Genomic DNA, 21,107 nt, shown 5'->3' with positions numbered 1-21,107 from the left:
GAAAAGAGGTTCGTAAGATGCCAACACCTAGTATGGAGGATTATTTGGAGCGCATTTACAAGCTCATAGATGAGAAGGGATATGCGCGTGTTTCCGATATTGCTGAAGGACTGGAAGTACATCCTTCTTCCGTCACTAAGATGATCCAGAAGCTGGATAAGGACGAATATGTCATTTATGAAAAATATCGTGGCCTGGTGCTTACGAGCAAAGGAAAGAAGATCGGAAAGCGTCTCGTTGACCGCCATCATCTGCTGGAGGAATTTTTAGAGTTGATTGGCGTCGATGAGGAGAACATCTATAAAGACGTGGAGGGAATCGAGCATCATTTGAGCTGGGACTCGATTACCCGAATCGCCGCTCTGGTGGACTATTTCAAACGCGACGAATCCAGAATTCAACATCTTCGGGATGTTGACAAGGAGATTATGAATGAATCCTAGCTAAAGCATCTGTCTTGCCCGGACAGATGCTTTTTCCTTTTACGCCCGGATATACGGCGCCAATTATTGCAAGCAAAGCGCAACTCTTGGGGGTTGAAAGGCGTTAGAAATAATGGAAGCGTAATTTGAACGACGGCAACAATTTATAAATTACTGGAGGTTACTGATGAAATTTCGCACTTGGCTTTTTTCTTTCTTTATTTTGCTGTTGATTTGGCCCTTTTCTGGCCACGTGAATGCAGCTGCGGCGCGTCCGATCGAAATCATTCTTGATGGGCAGATCCTATCCAGCGATGCGCCTCCGTATATCAAACCGAAAGACAATGTCACGATGGTGCCCCTTCGGGTGATCAGCGAAGGCTTGGGAGCTCAGGTAGACTGGCTGGCCAGCGCTAAGTCTGTCACGATTATGAAGGATGGCAATATCATTGTATTGCGGACAGGAAGTACAACGGCCCAGGTAAACAGTGCCGCGGTTAAGCTTGATGTATCAGCAGAGATCAATTCCGGACGTACGATGGTTCCGCTTCGTTTCGTCGGGGAGCAGCTCGGCTTGCAGGTCGACTGGAATTCCGCAACGCGAACAATTACATTAACCTCGCAAGGGACAAGCGTTCCGCCGATCACTGAGCCAACAACGCCCACTATTCCTCCAATCGACCAAACGCCTGTGCAACCGCCAAACGGAGGCGGGGCAGCGTCTGAACTGCGCGGAGTATGGATATCCACGGTGCTCAATCTGGATTGGCCAACCAAGGCCTCTTACGGAAAAGTGGAGCAGCAAAAGCAGGAATACATTAAGCTGTTGGACGAGATGCAGGCCATGGGATTAAATGCGGTATTCGTTCAAGTCAGACCTACCGCGGATGCGTTTTATCCTTCCAGGCTTGCGCCGTGGTCGGTTTACCTTACCGGTATAGCGGGCAAAGACCCGGGATACGATCCACTCGCATTTCTCGTCGAGGAGACGCACCGCCGGGGCATGCAGTTCCATGCATGGTTCAATCCGTTCCGGGCTAGCATGAATGCTGATACGAGCAAGCTGCCAAACAGCCATGTCGTTCATCAGCATCCGGACTGGATCGTGAAATTTGCCGACAAGCTCTACATTAACCCCGGTATCCCCGAAGCACGCCAGCATGTTATTGATACCATTATGGAAGTCGTGAAGGGCTACGATATCGACGGGGTGCATTTGGACGACTATTTCTATCCATCCGGCGAGACGGCTTCCAGCAAGTTCAATGACGATGCGACGATGAAGCGGTACAACACAAGGCAGTTGAGTAAAGGGGATTGGCGCAGGGATAATATCAACCAGTTCGTGCGCGACCTCGGTCAGAGTATTCATGCCGCTAAGCCAGCAGTCTCGTACGGAATCAGCCCGTTCGGGGTTTGGCGCAACAAGGCTTCGGATATTACCGGTTCGGACACGAAGGCCGGGATAACGGCGTATGACAGCACCTATGCCGACGTCAGAACCTGGATTCGCAATGAATGGATCGATTACGTTACGCCGCAATTGTATTGGAGTTTAACCCGCCAGGAAGTTCGTTACGATATTCTGGTTGACTGGTGGGCTCAAGAGGTTCGGGGAACACGTGTGAAGCTGTATATCGGTCATTCTCCTTATAAGATCGGTACGCCGGAAGTAGGTTGGCAATCAGCGGACGAAATTATCCATCAGCTAGAGTACAACGAAAGGATTCCCGAAGTGAAGGGCAGCATCTTTTTTAGCGCCAAAGATTTAAAGAAAAATCCCCTTGGACTCATTCCATTATTGAAATTATATTTCGGCTCCTAGAATGACATAGGAATAGCCCTCATGACATACATAAGCAGTAGACTTGTGTATGGAATGGGGGCTGTTTGTTATGTTGATAAACGGCGTATTCGAGGGCGGAGGCGTCAAAGGGATATCTCTGGCGGGGGCTGTCAGGGCGGCTGAGCGGTATGGGGCAGTATTTCACCGGGTTGCGGGTACTTCATCCGGCTCCATCGTGGCGGCCTTAATCGCCGCGGGCTATACAGCGGAGGAGATGAAGGACATCATTTTGGGAACTTCATTTTTGGAGTTTCTGAAGAGAGCGCGCATTTTTAACGTGCGGCTCGTAGGGCCGGCACTCCGGGTTCTGCTAAAGAAAGGGCTTTACTCAGGGGAGTCCCTGGAGAATTGGATTCGCATGCTTTTGAAGGATAAGGGCATTAGAACGTTTGGGGATTTGCCGAAGGACAAACTGACGATCATTGCCTCCGACATCACGAGCGGCAGAATATTGATTTTGCCCGATGATCTTCAGAAGCTGGGGATCTCGCCACATAAGTTCGAAGTGGCCCGGGCAGTGAGAATGAGCTGCAGCATTCCTTATTTTTTTGACCCTGTACTTTTGCGGCTGCCGCCGCGGCTGTCCACGGGCAAACCATTTGCTGATCAGTTCCTGCATATCGTCGATGGCGGGCTGCTCAGCAATTTTCCGTTATGGCTGTTCGATGAGGATAGCTGCAAGCCCCGCGAGAAGATGATTCCCACGGTAGGCTTTCAGATGGTCGGGAAGAACTCCAACCAGCCCCGTTTGATCAAAGGGCCGTTCACGATGCTGCAGGCGCTCGTAGAGACGATGCTCTCGGCGCATGATGAAAGGTACATTGAGCAATCGAACCGTTACCGAACGATAAAAATACCGACGCTTGGCATCGGTACAACCCAATTTGATATCAGTAAAGAAGAAAGCCTGCTGCTTTATGAATCCGGACTTCAATCCGGCAACCATTTCTTCGAAGAGTGGAATTCCCAATTCTACGAAGAACAGTTCATAAAGTATCAGCAGGCAAATCTAAAGACTTAATGGTATCTCGGAATATCCTCGTCGTTCTTTCCTTTATTTCCTTCGATGACCTGGAACGGATAATGCTTGCGCTTTTGTCCGCTGGACTGGCGCTGATCGGCGGCCAGTTTGGCCATCGTTCGGGCAGAAGGCTTCACTTTGGGATGCTTCACCCTGTATTTGCGGGGCGGGAATTTGTACAGCCAGACTACGACGCCCACCAGGATGGCAGGGATCAGCAAGCTGGTCCAATTCATTTGACCTTTTCCGAATAACGCGTTAATCACGCCAAATGCAGCAAGTCCAATCATGCTCCAAAATAAGATGGCCTGCTTCTTCATCGCTAATCATCCTTTCACGGGATCAAAGGCAGTTTTAGGGGCGGGCTGTTCAACGACACCCTCCCGCTCATATTGTGCGTCAAGCTCTCGCATCCGATTAAAGGAAGCGATCGATACCTCCACTTGGTCGTCCTTCGGTTCTTTCGTCGTCAATAGCTGGAGCCACAGACCTGGATAACCCAGAAAACGAAGCACGGGAATGTCTCGAACGGCGTTGGTCAGACGCAGAAGTTCAAAGGAAACGCCGATGACAAGCGGCAGAAGCAGCAGTCTAATGTACATGCGCTCCCAGACATTGTCCCAGTGGAACAAGGAGTAAATGATCACGCCGACGATGACGGTCAGAATAATGAAGCTGCTGCCGCAGCGATAATGGAGCCGGCTGTATTTCTGCACGTTCTTAACTGTCAATTCTTCCCCGTGCTCGTATGCTGTTATTACTTTATGCTCGGCGCCGTGATATTGGAACAATCTCTTGATTACCGGGGTTTGCGAGATCGCCCACAGATAAACCAGAAGGAGAATGATTTTGATGGCTCCTTCGACCAGCGTATGCAGTACCCGGTTGTCGAAGGCATTTTCGAATAAATACTGCTCTAAGACGGCCGGAACTAGGGTAAATACGACTTTGCCGAACAGGAAGGAGAGAACGCCGGCGATTGCCACGCCTACGATCATCGTCAAAGAGAAGCCGGACGATTCCTTTTCCTTTTGCTTGGCCCGTTCTTCAGGCTCCATTTCGTCATCGGCCATCGCTTCGGCGGAATAATTCAAATGCTTCGAGCCTTTGGCGCTGGAATCGATAATGCTGACAATGCCGCGAACTAACGGGATTTTGCGCAGCTGCTTGATCCAAGACTTGTCCTCTTTAGGAACCTCCAAAAAAGTAATCTCTCCGCTTTTGCGGCGGACTGCAGTGACGTTTACGTGCCTTCCGCCAAACATGACACCTTCTATTACGGCTTGCCCGCCATATATATTCGGTTTGGAATCCTTGGACAAATACTTCACCTTCCCTAATTAATATCGTTGTCGCTAAGAATAATTCCATTGTATCGAATCTGGGAATCAAATTCTAGTTTGTTTAGTCTTTTTGGAAATGCGCATACTAAAATGCGAATGAAAGTCATGGATGGAGCAGGAAGGAAGGGATGTGCAAGTGTCGAAACAACAGAAGCATGAAAATCAAAGCATCACAGGAACGAATGTTTGGACGTTCAGCTTGCAGCTTGGTATATTTGCCGGGCTAATCTGGGGAGGCGCAAGGGGGCTGATGTATTTTTTAAGACTTACCACCATTGTGCCGGGCTATTTGGCAGAGCCTTTTTTCAAGACCCAGTTTCTAAAAACGCAGGCAGGATATTATGTCGGCTGGTTATTTTTTATTTTGTTCTCGATCGTAGCCGCAGTGCTGTATACATTGTTATTCCGGCGTTTAAAGGGACCTTATCCAGGAATCGTGTACGGCATCTTCTGGTGGCTGATTACCTTTCTTGTTGTCGGGCCGATACTGGGCATGACAAAAAAGATATCTGCGCTGCCGACCGATACGGTGATCAGCGAATTTTGCTTGTATTTGCTGTGGGGACTGTTCATCGGTTATACCGCCGCGATGGAATATACGGACGAACGCCGCAGGGAACCGGAAAAAGCGCTGCAATAAGTATAAAAGGCTTCTCTTTTCCCACACACCTATGTTAAAATTACTTTTGGTTATTTTGCAGGAAGGGTGTGGAATGATGTACCGTATCCTGGTATTGAACGGACCGAATTTAAACATGCTCGGCATACGCGAGCCTGGCGTCTATGGTTCTGAAGGTCTTCGTGATATTGAGGACAAGCTCTTGAAGCTGGGCGAACAGCAGGGTCTGGTGCTTGAATTTTATCAAAGCAACCACGAGGGATACTTGATCGATAAAATTCATGCGGCGCTTGGCAGCATCGATGGAATCCTGATCAATCCGGGGGCATTGACGCATTACAGCTATGCGCTGCGCGACGCGTTTGCGGCGGTGAATATCCCTTTTGTGGAAGTCCATATGTCGAATATTCATGCCCGCGAATCATTCCGTCATACGTCGGTTACCGCCGCCTTGGCGGTCGGGCAAATCGCCGGCTTCGGCGCACACAGCTATGAGTTGGGACTAACGGCGCTGGTGCGGCATCTGGAAAGTCGGAAATAAGGAGAGCATATAATGGCGAATTCAAGAGTGAACCGCCTTCGGGAAGCCATGAAGCTGAAGAGCTTGGAAGCAGTATGGATTACCGGAGCTGTTAATCGGCAGTACTTGACGGGTTTTACCGGTTCGTCCGGCTATGTGCTGATTACGCTGGACAAGTCTTATTTGTTAACGGATTTTCGTTATATGACGCAGGCAGCCGAACAAGCGGCGAGCTTCGAAATCGTGGAGCATGGCTCATCCGTGGCGAAGACGCTGAAGGAGCTGCTGGCTGAGCAGAAGATCAGCGAGCTCGGGTTCGAAGAAGAGAACGTCGTGTTCTCCACCTACCGGGCATATGAACAGGAATTGCAGCCGGTCAAGCTGATTCCTTCAGCCGGTCTGGTTGAAGGTCTGCGCATCTATAAAGATGATCACGAACTTGCGCTGATGAAGCAGGCAGCGGAATTGGCCGACCAGACATATATGCATATGCTGAAGGTGCTGCGGCCGGGCGTCACGGAGCGGGAGATGGCGCTGGAGATCGAAATTTTCATGCGCAAGAACGGCGCGACTTCCAGCTGCTTCGATACGATCGTGGCTTCGGGCGAGCGTTCGGCTCTGCCGCATGGGGTAGCCAGCGATCGCGTCCTGCGCGCAGACGAATTTGTCAAAATGGATTTCGGCGCGCTGCTGAACGGCTATTGCTCGGACATTACGCGAACGATAATGCTCGGCAAGCCTTCGCCCAAGCATCGCGAAATTTACGACATCGTGCTAGAAGCGCAGCTGCATACGCTAGCGCATCTCCGTCCCGGCATGACCGGACGCGAAGCGGATGCTTTGGCTCGCGACATTATTACGCGGTACGGCTACGGCGAGCAGTTCGGCCACAGCACAGGCCATGGGCTGGGGATGGAAGTGCATGAAGCCCCGCGCTTGTCCAAGCTGAGCGATGATGTTCTGCAGCCGGGAATGGTCGTTACCGTCGAACCGGGCATATACATACCGGGCTTCGGCGGGGTCCGGATTGAAGACGATGTCGTCATTACAGAAGACGGCTGCCGCAGGCTGACGGAATCGAGCAAGGATTTTACCGTCATTGATTGTTAATGCACGGCTGTAAAATTGGGTAATTTTTATTATCATATAGTAGTTATGCAACTTATTTGATCCTATAGGAGGTTCTATTTGTGATTTCAGTTAACGATTTTAAAACAGGCCTGACCATCGAATTCGAAGGTGATATTTATACGGTACAGGAGTTCCAGCACGTAAAGCCGGGTAAAGGGGCTGCATTCGTGCGCTCTAAATTGAAAAATCTCCGCAACGGGAATACGGTTGAAAAAACATTCCGTGCCGGTGAGAACGTGAGCAGAGCGCTGATCGAGAACCGCGATGTTCAATATTTGTACGCCAGTGGACAAGACCATACTTTCATGGATAATGAAACGTATGACCAATTCACATTGTCCTCTGACCAATTGGAATGGGAACTGAATTTCCTGAAGGAAAATATGAACGTGAAAATCGTCAGCTACCAAGGCGAAATTCTCGGAATTAATTTGCCGAACAGCGTAGAGCTGCGCGTAGTGGAATCCGAGCCAGGCATTAAAGGCAACACGGCTACCGGCGCCACGAAGAATGCCAAGCTGGAAACTGGCCTCAACGTGCAGGTTCCATTGTTCATTAATCAGGATGATGTCCTTCTGATTGACACTCGCGAAGGCAAGTACATTTCCCGCGCGTAAAGTTCACGCTACATGCAAGCCTTGCAGAAGGCAGCGCCGTCCTCCACTCTTTTCCGAGTGGAGGAATTTTTTTGGATTCATTTGGCTCGGGAAATATGACGAAAACTTCGAATATTGCCGTGAAAAGCAATGGATTAATTCAGCTCTTTCGTATTATACTGGTTTAAAGCGTTACTGCTTGAGTTTGCAGCGATAGCGATTCTAATTCGAATTCATCGTGTATTCATAGCCGTACTGTGCTTTTGAATAGGAGAGTCTACTTTTTGGGAGGGTCTGATTTTGGCTTTATTTGTGATGAAGTTTGGGGGAAGTTCTGTCGGCGATACGGAACGGATGCAGCGCGTAGCCCGGCGCATCGCCGAGAAGCAGGATGAGGGACATCAGGTTGTAGTCGTGGTGTCCGCCATGGGAGATACGACGGATGATTTAATTGATCAGGCGAAGCAGCTCAGCAAAGAGCCGCCTTTGCGTGAAATGGATATGCTGATGACGACCGGCGAGCAGATTTCGATTTCGCTGCTATCGATCGCGATTCATGCGCTGGGCCGCAAGGCCGTAGCATTCACCGGCTGGCAGGCTGGTTTCCGTACGGATAAAGAACATTCCAGAGCGCGCATTACCGATATTCAGCCGCAGCGGGTGCAAGCGGCACTGGACGAAGGGAATATCGTCGTCGTAGCTGGTTTCCAGGGAATCAGCGAGGACGGAGAGATTACGACGTTCGGACGCGGAGGCTCGGATACGACCGCGGTCTCTTTGGCAGCGGCCATTTCTGCCGATTATTGTGAAATTTACACGGACGTGGACGGAATCTACTCTACGGATCCGCGGATCGTCAAGAACGCCCGCAAGCTGAAGGAAATATCGTATGATGAAATGCTGGAGCTGGCCAACCTGGGAGCCGCTGTGCTTCATCCGCGTGCGGTGGAGTATGCGAAGCATAATCATGTTCGTCTCGTCGTTCGTTCAAGCTTTAATCATAATGAGGGTACGCTTGTTAAGGAGGAAGTGAAAATGGAGCAAGGTGTAGTAGTCAGCGGTATAGCTTATGATAAAAATGTAGCGAGAATCAGCATTTTGGGCGTGTCCCATATCCCGGGAGTATTAGCCCAGGTGTTCGGCTCTTTAGCAGAGGCAAAAATAGATGTAGACATCATCGTTCAAAGTGGCGTACAGAACGGCAAGGCGGATTTCTCCTTCACCGTATCCCTGACAGAATTGGAGAAGGCGCTGCAAGTGATTAACGGGATTCGCGGCAGCCTGCCATTCGATGAAGTCACTTCGGAAGAAGGCTTGGTCAAGGTGTCGATCGTCGGCGCAGGCATGGTCAGCCATCCGGGCGTAGCGGCGAAAATGTTCGATGTCATCTCCAAGCAGGAGGTCAACATCAAGATGGTAAGCACCTCGGAAATTAAAGTATCCTGCGTCATCGAGGGAGCAAAGCTCAATGAAGTGGTCAAGGCTCTGCACACCGCTTACGGCCTGGATACCGAAAGTCAAGTGTTCGTCGGCGGACCGCAGGATCGCCGCTAAACCGATTAGCTCATAGAAATACAAATGAGGGGACTGCTTCGCTGCAGATGATTCTGCAAGCGAGGCGGTCTTTTTTATAATGATAAATTATTATTTTTGTTATTTTATCGCTCCCGTCAGTTTAAACATAAGGTATAGGTTTTAATGCCTACCTGAAGGAAATGCTGCATAGGGAGGAACATAGACGTGTTCGATAACAAAGAGAGCTTCAAGGAGATGTTCAGGAAAGAGCTGGTCAGCCAGCTGGGGAAGCCGGTCTCTCAGGCTACAGATGCGGATGTATACCGGATCCTTGGAATCATGATCCGGGAAAGGATCGGCGAGGATTGGGCGAATACGAACCAAAAACTGAAGGCGGAGAAAGCCAAGCAAGTGTACTACTTTTCTATGGAGTTTCTGATCGGCCGGCAGCTCGGGAACAATTTGCTTAGCCTTGGCGTACTGGAGCTTGTGCGTGACGGCCTTCGTGAGCTGGGCTTTGATTTGGAGGCCGCAGAGGAGGAGGAGAGCGATCCGGGGCTAGGCAACGGAGGCCTAGGGCGCCTGGCTGCCTGTTTTCTTGATTCTTTGGCTGCGCAGCAGCTGCCTGGCCACGGCTGCGGCATCCGGTACCGCTACGGCTTGTTCGAGCAAAAAATCGTTGACGGACACCAGGTGGAGCTCCCCGATTACTGGCTGCAGCGGGGGAATGTGTGGGAGGTCTGCCGGGAAGATAAGAAGGTGGAGGTGCGCTTCGGCGGCGAGGTGCATATGTCGGAAAAAAACGGTCGTTTGCATTTCGAATTGGCAGGCTGCGAGAGCATTTGGGCCATTCCCTATGACATCCCGGTCATCGGCAGCGGTTCCAGCCATGTTAATACACTGCGTCTCTGGAGCGCCCGGCCGGCGAAAGGATCCATTAAACCCAATAACGGCAGCTACTATAATTATTTGAATTATTACCGTTCGGTCGAATCCGTATCCGAATTTCTCTATCCGGACGATTCAGAATTTGAGGGCAAGCTGCTTCGTCTGAAACAGCAGTATTTCTTATGCTCTGCCGGCCTGCAGAGCATATTGAGAACTTTCGACAAGCTGGAGCTTCCGATCGAGTGTCTGCCGGATAGAGCAGCGATACATATCAATGATACGCATCCTACGCTTGTGATTCCAGAACTCATGCGGATTCTGCTGGATGAGAGGGGCTGCTCCTGGGAGCAAGCGTGGCACATTACGAACCGGTCGGTTTCGTATACGAACCATACTACGCTGAGCGAAGCGCTGGAGAAATGGCCCGCTGTTATGGTAAAGCAATTACTGCCGCGTATTTTTATGGTTATCGAGGAATTGAACAAACGCTTTTGCGCGGAGCTCCTGGAACGCTATCCGAGGGATCAGGATCGGATTTCGCAGCTGGCCATCGTGTACGGCGATCAAATCCGGATGGCCAATTTAGCCATCGCCGGCAGCTACAGCGTTAACGGCGTGGCTGCCCTTCATACCGAAATACTGAAAAAACGCGAGATGAAGACATTCTACGAGCTGTATCCAGAGAGATTCAACAACAAAACAAACGGCATTTCCCACAGGCGATGGCTGATGCACGCCAACCCGGAACTATCAAGGCTCATTACCGAGGCTATCGGCTCGCGCTGGATTACGCGGCCGAGAGAAATGATCGGGCTCATCAAATACGCCGAGGACCGCGGCTTCCTGGAGAAGCTGCACGAGATCAAGCGGGGGAACAAGCTGCGGCTTGCGAAATACGTGCGGGAAAGGCTGCACATCAGCATCGATCCCGATTCGATCTTTGACGTCCAGGCCAAACGGCTGCATGCCTATAAGCGTCAGCTGCTTAATGTGCTGCATATGATGCACTTATACAACCAGCTGAAGGATAATCCATCAGTCGATATTACTCCGCGGACGTTCCTGTTCAGCGCCAAGGCCGCCCCGGGATATTATTTGGCGAAAAATATTATTAAATTGATCAACACGGTAGCGGACACGGTAAACCGGGATCGGACGGTCCGGGATAAAATGAAGGTTGTTTTCCTGGAGAATTACTCTGTATCCTTGGCCGAGAAGCTGATTCCCGCAGCCGATGTCAGCGAGCAAATCTCCACGGCAGGCAAGGAGGCTTCGGGAACCGGGAATATGAAATTTATGATGAACGGAGCCTTGACGGTCGGTACTTTAGATGGAGCCAACGTGGAGATGCACGAAATGCTGGGCGATGATAATATGTTTCTATTTGGCTTGCGAGCAGAGCAGGTCATGGAATACAATCAGAGCGGCGAATACTCGCCATGGCATATTTACGACGTAGATTCACGGGTAAAAGAAGTGATGGATCAATTGATTCATCCGGGCCGATTCTGTCCGAAAGGCCAGGATTTCGAGTCTGTCTACCAATCGGTGCTGCACCATCAGGATGAATTTTTTGTGCTTAAGGATTTTGCCAGTTATGTAGAGGCCCATCTGCGAATTGATCTGGCTTACCGCAATGCGCGGGACTGGCTAAAGAAATCCGTGCTCAATATCGCCCATTCTGGCAAGTTTTCGAGTGATCATACGATTAAGCAATACGCTACGGGCATTTGGCAGATTGAGCCCTTGATTCCCTAGAGAAGAAAATAGCACATCCTATCCGTAAGGCCCCCATATTTTATGGGGGTCTTCTTTCTATTTTTTGCAAATAAAAAGAGATGAAGGGGCATATGGTAAGAGAGACATGGACAAGAAGGGGGTTGTTATCCGGCTATGCTCGATAAATTCGTGACCAGCATGGCAACCATACGGGTGATTTCTGGCTCGATCGAGATCGTTGCTGCCTTACTTATGCTGAAACTAGGGCGCGTGGACAAAGCTTTGGCAGTCAACTCAATGCTTGCGTTCGTAGGTCCTGTGGTTCTTCTTTTAACGACGGCTATCGGACTGGCCGGGATGGCGGATAAGCTGTCATGGAGCAAAATGATTTGGATCGGCTGCGGTGTTACGTGTCTCTTAATCGGCATTTTGAAGAAATGATAGATTTCCCGTCATAAAGACAAAGTACAGGCATACACATGAGATATGACACAAGCTAAGACATAGAATTCCGCAAATCAAGAGAAGTTCTTGGGGGTACAAACGATGAGCAACCCTAGCTGGTTAACTGTATTTCCCGATCAAATCCGTTCCTTGCTGCTTAAGCTGCCGCCTGCATTGTTCTCTGGGCTTGAGGAAATCCGCATCCGCGAGGGACGGCCGCTGGAAGTTAACGCCTCCGGACGGCATTATTACCTGACCCCGGAAGGCGAACTGACGGACGATCCGGCCGCCGCTTATAAGCCAGGCAAGCAGGAAGGCAACCGGCTCCTGGATTTAATAACGAATCATTCGCTGTATACGATGGAGGAGGAGCTTCGCAAAGGCTTTATCACGATTGCCGGGGGCCATAGAATCGGACTTGCCGGCAGAACCGTGCTGAGCGGAGGCAGGGTCGAGCATTTAAGGGACATCAGCGGGTTCAATATACGGATCGCAAGGGAGGTGCTGGGCATCGGCGACCGGATATTGCCCCAGCTTCTTGATTTCAAGCATAGGACCATCTTTCATACGCTGATCCTGTCGCCCCCTCAGCAGGGGAAAACGACCTTGATTCGCGATTTGGCCAGGGGGATCAGTAGCGGAGCCTGGGGGCATCCGGAGGCAAAATGGCCAGGCCTGAAAGTCGGCATTATCGATGAGCGTTCTGAGATCGCTGGCAGCAAGCAGGGGGTCCCTAGCTTTGACGTTGGTCCTAGAACCGATATCATGGACGGTTGCCCCAAGGCGGAAGGCATCATGATGATGCTCCGTTCCATGTCCCCGGATGTAATCATCGTCGATGAAATCGGCCGTCCGGAGGATGCGGATGCTCTTGCTGAAGCTTTGCATGCGGGAGTCAAGGTGATCGCCACCGCACATGGCTCCGATGTAAACGAACTATCCCTGAGGCCTGCCCTATCTAAGCTGGCTGACCCGCCGTTCTTTGAGATGTATGCCGTCCTTAGCCGCAGTGAAGGGGGGCTTTCCTATCGCCTCTGGGACGGCAAGCGAAGGGGCATCGACCAATCGGGACTCGGTGCGAAGGGCAGGGAGCGATATGGTTAAGATGCTTGGCGCGGCCCTTGTGCTTCTTGCCGCCACGCTGGCCGGCTTGGTGAAGGCGGGGCAGTATGCGAGTCGTCCCAATCAGGTCAGAAGGCTCATTCTGGCACTGAAACGGCTGGAAACGGAAATTATTTATGGCTTCACACCGTTGCCCGAAGCGATGCAGCGCATTGCGGATCAGAGCAGCGAGCCGATCAAGGTCCTGTTTGAGGATGCAGCCCGTAGGATGAACCCGCCGCTGAACTGGACGGCTCAGCAAAGTCTGCATCATGCGATCGAGGCGGGATGGAAGCATACCGCCATGAAGGCGTCGGAGAAAGAGGTCATGCATCAGCTCGGTTTCACTTTAGGGACAAGCGACCGGGCGAATCAGCTGGGGCATATCGCGACAGCCGTCCGCCAATTGGAGAGCGAGGAGCAGGCCGCCCGAGAAGAGCAAGCCCGTTATGAAAAGATGTGCAGGAGCTTGGGATTGCTAGGCGGGGCTTTTATCGTCATTTTGCTCTATTAATTGCGACTACCCTCTCATCGCCGACGAATTGTCGCTGCAAAAATGATCGTGAGGTGCCAAAACAATGAACTTAGAAGTGAATGCCATATTTCAAATTGCAGGTATTGGCATCATTATCGCCATGATACACACGGTGCTCAAGCAAATGGGCAAAGAGGACATGGCGCATTGGGTGACCGTGATCGGGTTCGTCGTCGTGCTGTTTATGGTTATCCGATTGCTGGACAATCTCTTTCAGGAAATTAAATCGATCTTTTTATTCCAGTAGGTGATACGGCAGTGGAAATGATCCAGATCGTAGGCTTGGGATTGATCGCCACCATACTCATCCTCACCATAAAGGAACAGAAGCCGATGTTTGCGTTTCTAATCGCAGTTGCCACGGGCATCATGATCTTTATGTATTTGGCAGGCAAAATCGGCGGAATCATCGAGGTGCTGGAGAGATTGGCCGAATCCTCCGGTGTGCAGATGATCTACCTCAAGACGATCCTGAAAATTATCGGAATCGCCTACATTGCCGAGTTCGGGGCCCAGATCGTAAGAGACGCCGGACAAGAGAGCATCGCGTCCAAAATTGAGCTTGCCGGCAAAATACTCATTATGGTATTGGCCATTCCGATCATCAGCATCATTATTGAGACCGTCATGAGGATGCTGCCTGCTTAATGAAATGGGGACAGATGATGAACAAGAAGATATTCAATTGGCGCAAACGATCGATGCTTATGCTCGTCCTCAGTCTCGTCCTGTTATGGCCTATCCCGATTCTCGCAGCGGAACCCGGTGACGGATGGATGAAGAAGCAGGCGGAGGAACTGCCTACGGATCAGGTGGAAACCTATTGGCAGCAGTTGATGAAGGAATACGGCGGTTTTTTTCCGGATCAGAAAATGCCTTCTTTCATGGATATGCTGCTCCAGGACCCGAACGGAGATTCATTTAGCGTCAAGTCAGGCTTGGCGGGGCTGTTGAAATATATGTGGCATGAGGTGCTGTACAACGGCCATATTCTGGCGACGATCGTTCTCCTGTCAGTATTCAGCTCGATTCTGGAAACCTTTCAATCTGCTTTTGAACGCAAGCAAGTCAGCAAAGTCGCCTACGCGATTTGCTATATGGTCATTCTCATTTTGGCGATCAACAGCTTTCATGTCGCGATTTCGTATGCTACGGAGGCCATCCGCGGCATGATTGATTTCATGATGGCGATGGTGCCGCTGCTGTTTACGCTGCTTGCTTCGATGGGCAATGTGGTCACCGTCTCTGTCACGCACCCTCTCGTCGTATTTATGGTGCATACCGTAGGAACGGTCGTGCATACGATCGTGTTTCCGCTGCTGTTCTTCTCCGCTGTTCTTCATATCGTTAGCTCCTTATCGGAGAAGTACAAGCTGACGCAGCTTGCCAATCTGCTGCGCACGATCAGCATGACTCTGCTCGGCGTAATGTTGACAGTTTTTCTCGGCGTCATTTCGGTGAAAGGGATTACTGGTTCGGTTGCAGACGGCGTGACGCTGCGGGCGGCCAAGTATTTGACCGGAAATTTCGTTCCGGTTGTAGGCAAGGTTTTTGCCGATGCTACAGATACTGTTATTTCGGCCTCTCTGCTCGTCAAAAATTCAATCGGCCTCGTTGGAGTGATTATTCTGCTGTTCTTATGCGCTTTTCCCGCCATTAAAATTTTGACGCTGGCGCTCATATACAATTTATCGGCAGCTGTTATGCAGCCGCTTGGCGAAACGCCGATCGTGTCCTGCCTAGAGACGATCGGGAAAAGTATGATCTACGTATTCGCTGCCCTTGCCGCAGTAGGATTGATGTTCTTTCTCGCCATCACGATTACGTTAACTGCGGGCAATGTGACGGTGATGATGAGATAGAAGAGATGTGGTGGTGATTTCTTGATGACCTGGCTGGCGGATTGGCTGAAGGATATTATTTTTGTTGTACTCCTAGCAACGTTTATCGATCTGCTGCTTCCTAATCGTTCGATGGAAAGATATGTGAAGCTGGTGGTCAGCCTGCTTATACTGCTGACGCTAATCACGCCGGTGATGCGGTTGTTCGCCCCGGATGCCGAACGGAGGCTAGAGATGGCCTTTATGGACGACAGCGGAAGTGGGGAACTGCAGACGGCAGGTACCGAGGAAATATTGCGGCAAGGGGAGCAAATGAGAATGCAAAGGCAGCAGGAGGCGATACAATGGGCCAGCGAGGAAGCGGCCAAACGAATGAAGGATCAAATCGAGCGGGAAACCGGTCAGTCTGTGCAGCGGGTGGCGGTCCGGCTGGAGACGGACAAGAACGATACAGAGCCGGCTATCTCGGCGATAGAAGTATATATGGCGGAGCAGGAGCAGGAGCAGGAGCAAGAGCAAGGGCAGGGGCTTCCCCGCATAGAGGGCCAGGACAATAAGAGTCGGGATGATCCGGCAAAGATCGCTATTGCGCCAGTGGAGCCTGTGCGCATTGAGGTAAAGCCTCAGGAGCACGGAGACGATAACAGCATTCCCGTCCTAGCCGAAAGAGGCAGCGATAAAGATATCGGAACAAGTGATACGGCCAGAGAAAGGACAGAGAATCCCCCAGAAACGGGTTCAAGCGGACTAAGCCGACAAATCGCCGGACTGCTGGCTCGTGACTGGGGAATCCCGAAAGAGATCGTTCATGTTGTCATACCGGAAAATATGAAGTAGCAAGGGGGGGTATTGATGCTGAATTGGTGGAAGAAGCTGGAGTCGCTGATCGGGCGCGGTTTGGAAGGAAAAAAGAAGGTAAATGCATACCGGATGCTAATTATACTGGGGTTGATCGGCGTCGCAATTATGCTGTTTAATTCTTTCGTTAATGTGAAGCAGATTGACACAGGCGGTGCGGGGAGGGAGCCCCCCGGAGGACAAGAGATGCTGACGTCCGCGCTGCCCGATCATGGCGGGGGCGAAGGCAGCTTCGATGCGATCGAGCTGTCGCTGGAGAACAAAACGAAAGAGATCCTAGAGAAAATCGTCGGTGTTGGCTCCGTTGACGTTCTCGTCACGGTTGATTCCACGGAGGAATTGATCATTGGCCGCAATACGAAAGACACGCAGCAGTTGACTGAAGAAAATGACAAGGACGGAGGAAAACGTCATATTACGCAGTACACCCGCGATGGGCAAATCGTCACAAATGAAGAATCTGGCAGTGAAAAGCCGATTATCACTAAAAAGATCAAGCCGAAAGTTCGCGGCGTTCTCATCGTGGCCAGGGGAGCTGAAAACAAAACCGTCAAAAACCTGATCGTCGATGCGGTTGAGAAGGGACTGAATGTGCCTGCATACCGGATTTCCGTCGTCCCTAGGAAACAATCACAGTAAATGGCAATGTTATTAAAAATAATTAAAAATAACCAAAATCAAAAACATTTATTCTAGGAGGAAAAACAATGAAATCGAAAAGACAGACAATTTGGCTAGTCTCTATGCTCAGCTTGATGGTCATTCTCTCGGCTTATTATTTATTTACTGAAGACACAGGGATGAATAAGCCGAAAACAACCGACGGTAAACAGGTTACGATGATGGAGCAGGCCGCCGGCGATGAAGCTGTCGTCGAAGGCAGCGCATTGTCGGATGACGATATTGTCGTCTCCGAGGTTGCTGCGGGTGAAGAGGCTGCGAAGGAGGACATTACCGGCAAGGATCAAGCCGCAACGAACAAAGAGGGGGCGGACGCTTCCCGGAGCATGGAGGCGAATAACAGCGAGGCGGCCGATAATGCGCAGAAGAGCAGCCAGCCGCAGGCGGCGGACAAGGACAATGCTTCCGAAAGCGTCAAGGATGAAGATGTGCTCAAAAAGCTAGAGTCGGAGGGAATTTTGACGAGAGATTCCTTGACCGCTTACCAAATGGACCGCGCCGAGCAGAACATGAAAAAGCAGGAGCAGCTTCTGCAAACGATGAACGATGACAAGAAAACGCTGGATGAAGCGACGATGGCCCAGCAGCAGTTGGGCGCGCTAGAAGAAAAGGAAGCTAAAATCATGGATATCGAAGAACGCCTTCAGCAGCAGTATGCGAATGCGGTAGTGACCGAGGATAACGATAGCTACCGGGTCGTCGTCATCAGCGAAAAGCTTCAGGTGAAGGAGGCCGTAAGCATCGTCGATATGGTGATCAAAGAGCTTGGCGTATCCCAGGATAAAGTCAAAGTACAGTATGTTTCGCAATAATGCGTCTGCCTTAATTCCTCGCATTAAAATTATTCATTTGTCGATTGAAGCCGAAGAGTCCAAGGGAATCTTGGACTCTTTCCATTTTGATCGATTGTGATATAATACATAAAGTTATGATGCGAAAAGGCCCGAGCTTTGCGAAAAAGCTGAAGGAGTGAAGAAAAAATATGTTCAAATTAAATGAAATCAAAGAGCTGATCGAGCTGGTGGATAAAACCTCGGTTCATGAGCTTGAAATCGAAAACGAAGGTACAAGGCTATGTATTCGCAAGCCAGGAAAAAGCGAGCTTGTGCATATTCAACCGGCGGTAGTGCCTAGCGCAACCCAAATCGTAGCAGCACCTCAGCAGGCGATTCCTGCCGCTACGGACAATGTTCAGGTTCCGGCTGCGGCACAGGGCGCGGACAGCGCAGCTGCAGATGCTAACCTACATAAGATTGTATCCCCTATGGTTGGAACATTCTATAGAGCTTCTTCACCGGATGCAAACCCTTTTGTAAACGTAGGCGACAAGGTAGGCGTGAAGACGACTGTCTGCATTATTGAAGCGATGAAGCTGATGAACGAGCTGGAGGCGGAAGTAAAAGGCCAGATCGTGGATATTCTCGTAGAGAACGGGCAGCTCGTAGAATACGGACAGCCTCTCTTTTTGGTGAAGCCGGAATAAGCTACGGTTGAAAGAGGCCTTGTTGAAGGGTCTTATCTAGCTTTCCAAGGAGGATGGGAAATCAGTGAAATTTCAAAAAATATTGATTGCAAATCGCGGTGAAATCGCCGTGCGGATTATCCGCGCTTGTCGGGAGCTCGGCATTTCCACCGTCGCCGTATATTCCGAAGCGGATAAGGATTCGCTCCATGTCCGTCTTGCAGACGAAGCTTACTGCATTGGACCGACCTTGTCCAAAGACAGCTATTTGAATTTTACGAACTTGATGAGCATTGCGACGCTGACGGAATGCGATGCGATTCATCCGGGTTACGGCTTCTTGGCCGAGAATGCGGATTTCGCAGAGATTTGCGATTCCTGCAACATTACTTTTATCGGCCCTTCCCCGGAAGCCATTACGAAAATGGGTGACAAGTCCGTGGCGAAGCAAACGATGAAGAGCGCAAACGTCCCTGTCATCCCTGGCTCCGACGGCTTGGTTGACGATCTGGATGAAGCGGTTATGGTCGCGCGCGATATCGGTTATCCAGTCATCATTAAAGCGACTGCGGGCGGCGGAGGCAAGGGAATCCGTCTGGCCGAGGACGAAGCGTCGCTGATTCAGCAAATTACGATGGCGCAGCAGGAAGCACAAAAGGCTTTCGGCAACGCCGGTGTATACTTGGAGAAATTTTTGACGGGCATGAAGCACGTTGAAATCCAGATTATTGCGGACAAGCATGGCAATGCCGTTCATTTGGGAGAGCGCGATTGCTCCGTGCAGCGCAGACGCCAGAAGCTGGTGGAAGAGGCTCCGTGTCCGGTGCTCAGTCCCGAGAAGCGTCAGGAAATGGGCGAAGCGGCCGTGCGTGCAGCTCTTGCCGTCAATTATTCAGGGGCGGGGACATTGGAATTCCTTCTCGGTCCCGACGGCCAATTCTACTTCATGGAGATGAATACGCGCATCCAGGTAGAGCATCCGGTAACCGAAATGATTACTGGCTTCGACCTGATTCAGGAAATGATCTCCGTCGCTGAAGGCAATCCGCTATCCTTCAAACAGGAGGATGTCGTCATTAACGGCTGGTCGATCGAATGCCGGATCAATGCAGAGGATCCTTCCCGTAATTTCATGCCGTCGCCGGGCAAGATCGGTTTCTACCTGGCACCTGGCGGACCTGGAGTTCGTGTGGACAGCGCTGCTTATCCGGGATATACCATTTCCCCGCACTACGATTCCATGATCGCCAAGCTGATCGTTTGGGCGCCGACCCGCGAGGAGGCGATCGCTAAAATGAAGCGTGCCCTGGCCGAATTCGCGATCGAAGGTATTCATACGACCATCCCGTTCCATCAAAAATTGCTGGATCATCCGGTGTTTATCCGGGGCGATTTCGACATTAAGTTTTTGGAAGAAAATGAGATTTAGAATTCGCTGACTGTTTGTCATAATGATCCTGAAATGATATAGTATTTATAATAAGTGGCCAGCCTCTTTGTCATGAGGTTTCGTCAAACTTATTGAGAGGTGGATGATGAGTAATGAGTACATTGCCTACGGAATTTGAACGTACAGATATCGGAGAAATTCAAATCGCACCCGAGGTTATTGAAGTAATCGCCGGGCTGGCTACGGTTGAAGTCAAAGGCGTTGCCGGCATGAGTGGCGGATTCGCAGGCGGCATTGTTGAGCTGCTTGGCAGAAAGAATCTGTCCAAAGGCGTGAAGGTTGAAGTCGGTCAGCGCGAGGCGGCTGTTGACGTATCCGTTATCGTGGAATATGGCAACCGCTTGCCTGAGGTTGCAACGGAGATTCAACACAACGTCAAGCGTTCGATCGAAACGATGACCGGACTGACTGTGGTTGAGGTTAACGTACATATTCACGACGTCATTTTTAAGGCGGCTGAGAAAAGTGAAGAGACGGAACTGAGCCATAGGGTGAAATAATGATCATGCTAAGAACCCCCGACGATCTCCGTCAGGGGTTTACTATAATTTAAGGAGGCTCTATCCGTCGTGCCCAAAATCTTGGACAGACTGCTGCTGTTTATTTACAGCCTAAGCATTGGAATAATTTCTGTCATCGCTATCCTCCTTGTGACAAACGCTGTGCCCGTCGAGCTGAAGCAATATGACAACAGATCATGGACAATCGCTGCCATCAGTGTAGCCGCTCTTCTGTTTCTGCTCAGCATTCGCTTTTTCTATATTTCGATCAAGCGCGACCGCGGCTCCCTCCCTTCCATCGACCAGCGTACGGAATACGGGGATATTCAAATCTCGGTAGAGACGATTGAGAATTTATCCTTAAAAGCGGCGTCCCGGGTACGCGGCATTCGCGACGTGAAGACGCGCATCCGCATTACGGATTCGGGCCTGGAGATTATCGTCCGTGCTTTGGTAGACGGCGAGACCTCCATTCCGGAGCTCACGGGGGAAGTGCAGAAGCAGGTGCATGATCATGTGGAGGACATTACGGGTATTCCCGTTTCTTACGTATCTGTGTATATTGCTAACCTTGTGCAATCTCCTGTTATCAAAAGCCGGGTTGAATAGGGGTGA

General features: G+C 50.6%; 24 protein-coding genes. 22 read left to right on the top strand and 2 right to left on the bottom strand.

Features of this window, described 5'->3' with window-relative positions:
- Window positions 1–17 precede the first annotated feature (17 nt).
- The 3 genes from mntR to ACYUJT_RS12620 all read left to right on the top strand — a co-directional run bounded on the left by mntR (window position 18) and on the right by ACYUJT_RS12620 (window position 3,289).
- Window positions 18–443, top strand: a complete 426-nt coding sequence (gene mntR, locus ACYUJT_RS12630) for a transcriptional regulator MntR (RefSeq protein ID WP_460322460.1) — start codon at window positions 18–20, stop codon at window positions 441–443.
- Between the two features lie 166 nt (window positions 444–609).
- A complete protein-coding gene (locus ACYUJT_RS12625; RefSeq protein ID WP_460322457.1) occupies window positions 610–2,247 on the top strand; it encodes a family 10 glycosylhydrolase in 1,638 nt (545 codons plus the stop codon).
- A 70-nt stretch (window positions 2,248–2,317) separates the two neighbouring features.
- Window positions 2,318–3,289 (top strand): patatin-like phospholipase family protein, encoded by a 972-nt coding sequence (locus ACYUJT_RS12620; protein WP_460322454.1) that lies wholly within the window; start codon window positions 2,318–2,320, stop codon window positions 3,287–3,289.
- Here ACYUJT_RS12620 and ACYUJT_RS12615 read toward each other — a convergent pair.
- Both ACYUJT_RS12615 and ACYUJT_RS12610 read right to left on the bottom strand, forming a co-directional pair.
- Entirely contained in the window at window positions 3,286–3,609 is a 324-nt protein-coding gene (locus ACYUJT_RS12615; protein ID WP_460322452.1) for a hypothetical protein, read from the bottom strand. The genes ACYUJT_RS12620 and ACYUJT_RS12615 overlap by 4 nt on opposite strands.
- Before the next feature lie 6 nt (window positions 3,610–3,615).
- The gene (locus ACYUJT_RS12610; protein WP_460322450.1) at window positions 3,616–4,611 is read right to left on the bottom strand and encodes a DUF1385 domain-containing protein; all 996 of its coding nucleotides are present in this window, start codon (window positions 4,609–4,611) and stop codon (window positions 3,616–3,618) included.
- A 151-nt stretch (window positions 4,612–4,762) separates the two neighbouring features.
- Between ACYUJT_RS12610 and ACYUJT_RS12605 the strand changes: the two genes are divergently transcribed.
- The 19 genes from ACYUJT_RS12605 (at window position 4,763) to amaP (ending at window position 21,101) form a co-directional block, all read left to right on the top strand.
- Window positions 4,763–5,272 carry a YqhR family membrane protein gene (locus ACYUJT_RS12605; RefSeq protein ID WP_460323303.1) on the top strand — a complete coding sequence of 170 codons (510 nt, stop codon included), beginning with the start codon at window positions 4,763–4,765 and terminating at the stop codon, window positions 5,270–5,272.
- A gap of 76 nt (window positions 5,273–5,348) precedes the next feature.
- Window positions 5,349–5,792: a type II 3-dehydroquinate dehydratase gene (aroQ, locus tag ACYUJT_RS12600; protein WP_460323301.1), complete on the top strand. Its 444-nt coding sequence runs from the start codon at window positions 5,349–5,351 to the stop codon at window positions 5,790–5,792.
- 12 nt (window positions 5,793–5,804) lie between these two features.
- Window positions 5,805–6,881 (top strand): M24 family metallopeptidase, encoded by a 1,077-nt coding sequence (locus ACYUJT_RS12595; RefSeq protein ID WP_460322448.1) that lies wholly within the window; start codon window positions 5,805–5,807, stop codon window positions 6,879–6,881.
- A gap of 80 nt (window positions 6,882–6,961) precedes the next feature.
- Entirely contained in the window at window positions 6,962–7,519 is a 558-nt protein-coding gene (efp, locus tag ACYUJT_RS12590; protein WP_460322445.1) for an elongation factor P, read from the top strand.
- Between the two features lie 279 nt (window positions 7,520–7,798).
- A complete protein-coding gene (locus ACYUJT_RS12585; protein ID WP_460322442.1) occupies window positions 7,799–9,052 on the top strand; it encodes an aspartate kinase in 1,254 nt (417 codons plus the stop codon).
- A gap of 186 nt (window positions 9,053–9,238) precedes the next feature.
- A complete protein-coding gene (locus tag ACYUJT_RS12580) occupies window positions 9,239–11,659 on the top strand; it encodes a glycogen/starch/alpha-glucan phosphorylase (RefSeq protein WP_460322440.1) in 2,421 nt (806 codons plus the stop codon).
- 135 nt (window positions 11,660–11,794) lie between these two features.
- Entirely contained in the window at window positions 11,795–12,061 is a 267-nt protein-coding gene (locus ACYUJT_RS12575) for a YqhV family protein (protein ID WP_460322438.1), read from the top strand.
- Between the two features lie 105 nt (window positions 12,062–12,166).
- Complete coding sequence (spoIIIAA, locus tag ACYUJT_RS12570; RefSeq protein ID WP_460322436.1) at window positions 12,167–13,168, top strand: stage III sporulation protein AA; 1,002 nt, start codon at window positions 12,167–12,169, stop codon at window positions 13,166–13,168.
- Complete coding sequence (gene spoIIIAB, locus ACYUJT_RS12565) at window positions 13,161–13,679, top strand: stage III sporulation protein SpoIIIAB (protein ID WP_460322433.1); 519 nt, start codon at window positions 13,161–13,163, stop codon at window positions 13,677–13,679. Before spoIIIAA ends, spoIIIAB begins: the two co-directional genes overlap by 8 nt.
- A 64-nt stretch (window positions 13,680–13,743) precedes the next feature.
- Window positions 13,744–13,947 carry a stage III sporulation protein AC gene (spoIIIAC, locus tag ACYUJT_RS12560; protein WP_055107680.1) on the top strand — a complete coding sequence of 68 codons (204 nt, stop codon included), beginning with the start codon at window positions 13,744–13,746 and terminating at the stop codon, window positions 13,945–13,947.
- An 11-nt stretch (window positions 13,948–13,958) separates the two neighbouring features.
- On the top strand, window positions 13,959–14,348 hold the full coding sequence (gene spoIIIAD, locus ACYUJT_RS12555; RefSeq protein ID WP_460322430.1) for a stage III sporulation protein AD: 390 nt from the start codon (window positions 13,959–13,961) through the stop codon (window positions 14,346–14,348).
- Between the two features lie 53 nt (window positions 14,349–14,401).
- On the top strand, window positions 14,402–15,562 hold the full coding sequence (gene spoIIIAE, locus ACYUJT_RS12550) for a stage III sporulation protein AE (RefSeq protein ID WP_460323299.1): 1,161 nt from the start codon (window positions 14,402–14,404) through the stop codon (window positions 15,560–15,562).
- Window positions 15,563–15,586: 24 nt separating this feature from the next.
- A complete protein-coding gene (gene spoIIIAF / locus ACYUJT_RS12545) occupies window positions 15,587–16,378 on the top strand; it encodes a stage III sporulation protein AF (protein ID WP_460323296.1) in 792 nt (263 codons plus the stop codon).
- A gap of 15 nt (window positions 16,379–16,393) precedes the next feature.
- Entirely contained in the window at window positions 16,394–17,038 is a 645-nt protein-coding gene (gene spoIIIAG, locus ACYUJT_RS12540; protein ID WP_460322428.1) for a stage III sporulation protein AG, read from the top strand.
- Window positions 17,039–17,106: 68 nt separating this feature from the next.
- Entirely contained in the window at window positions 17,107–17,892 is a 786-nt protein-coding gene (locus tag ACYUJT_RS12535; RefSeq protein WP_460322426.1) for a SpoIIIAH-like family protein, read from the top strand.
- Window positions 17,893–18,062: 170 nt separating this feature from the next.
- The gene (gene accB, locus ACYUJT_RS12530) at window positions 18,063–18,563 is read left to right on the top strand and encodes an acetyl-CoA carboxylase biotin carboxyl carrier protein (protein WP_460322423.1); all 501 of its coding nucleotides are present in this window, start codon (window positions 18,063–18,065) and stop codon (window positions 18,561–18,563) included.
- Window positions 18,564–18,627: 64 nt separating this feature from the next.
- A complete protein-coding gene (gene accC, locus ACYUJT_RS12525; protein WP_460322421.1) occupies window positions 18,628–19,971 on the top strand; it encodes an acetyl-CoA carboxylase biotin carboxylase subunit in 1,344 nt (447 codons plus the stop codon).
- Between the two features lie 113 nt (window positions 19,972–20,084).
- Entirely contained in the window at window positions 20,085–20,492 is a 408-nt protein-coding gene (locus ACYUJT_RS12520) for an Asp23/Gls24 family envelope stress response protein (RefSeq protein WP_460322419.1), read from the top strand.
- A 69-nt stretch (window positions 20,493–20,561) separates the two neighbouring features.
- Entirely contained in the window at window positions 20,562–21,101 is a 540-nt protein-coding gene (gene amaP / locus ACYUJT_RS12515; RefSeq protein ID WP_460322416.1) for an alkaline shock response membrane anchor protein AmaP, read from the top strand.
- Window positions 21,102–21,107: the final 6 nt, after the last annotated feature.

The sequence above is a fragment of the Paenibacillus sp. YSY-4.3 genome (assembly GCF_054767475.1).
This window is presented reverse-complemented; position numbering and strand designations above follow the sequence as displayed.

Bases quoted from the DNA above. Each gene is read 5' to 3' on its own strand.
- aroQ (WP_460323301.1), top strand. From the start codon at position 5,349: ATGTACCGTATCCTGGTATTGAACGGACCGAATTTAAACATGCTCGGC.
- spoIIIAE (WP_460323299.1), top strand. From the start codon at position 14,402: ATGCTTATGCTCGTCCTCAGTCTCGTCCTGTTATGGCCTATCCCGATT.
- ACYUJT_RS12575 (WP_460322438.1), top strand. From the start codon at position 11,795: ATGCTCGATAAATTCGTGACCAGCATGGCAACCATACGGGTGATTTCT.
- mntR (WP_460322460.1), top strand. From the start codon at position 18: ATGCCAACACCTAGTATGGAGGATTATTTGGAGCGCATTTACAAGCTC.
- ACYUJT_RS12595 (WP_460322448.1), top strand. From the start codon at position 5,805: ATGGCGAATTCAAGAGTGAACCGCCTTCGGGAAGCCATGAAGCTGAAG.
- ACYUJT_RS12625 (WP_460322457.1), top strand. From the start codon at position 610: ATGAAATTTCGCACTTGGCTTTTTTCTTTCTTTATTTTGCTGTTGATT.
- spoIIIAC (WP_055107680.1), top strand. From the start codon at position 13,744: ATGAACTTAGAAGTGAATGCCATATTTCAAATTGCAGGTATTGGCATC.
- spoIIIAB (WP_460322433.1), top strand. From the start codon at position 13,161: ATGGTTAAGATGCTTGGCGCGGCCCTTGTGCTTCTTGCCGCCACGCTG.
- ACYUJT_RS12620 (WP_460322454.1), top strand. From the start codon at position 2,318: ATGTTGATAAACGGCGTATTCGAGGGCGGAGGCGTCAAAGGGATATCT.
- ACYUJT_RS12535 (WP_460322426.1), top strand. From the start codon at position 17,107: ATGAAATCGAAAAGACAGACAATTTGGCTAGTCTCTATGCTCAGCTTG.
- ACYUJT_RS12615 (WP_460322452.1), bottom strand. From the start codon at position 3,609: ATGAAGAAGCAGGCCATCTTATTTTGGAGCATGATTGGACTTGCTGCA.
- spoIIIAA (WP_460322436.1), top strand. From the start codon at position 12,167: ATGAGCAACCCTAGCTGGTTAACTGTATTTCCCGATCAAATCCGTTCC.
- accB (WP_460322423.1), top strand. From the start codon at position 18,063: ATGTTCAAATTAAATGAAATCAAAGAGCTGATCGAGCTGGTGGATAAA.
- ACYUJT_RS12520 (WP_460322419.1), top strand. From the start codon at position 20,085: ATGAGTACATTGCCTACGGAATTTGAACGTACAGATATCGGAGAAATT.
- spoIIIAG (WP_460322428.1), top strand. From the start codon at position 16,394: ATGCTGAATTGGTGGAAGAAGCTGGAGTCGCTGATCGGGCGCGGTTTG.
- spoIIIAF (WP_460323296.1), top strand. From the start codon at position 15,587: ATGACCTGGCTGGCGGATTGGCTGAAGGATATTATTTTTGTTGTACTC.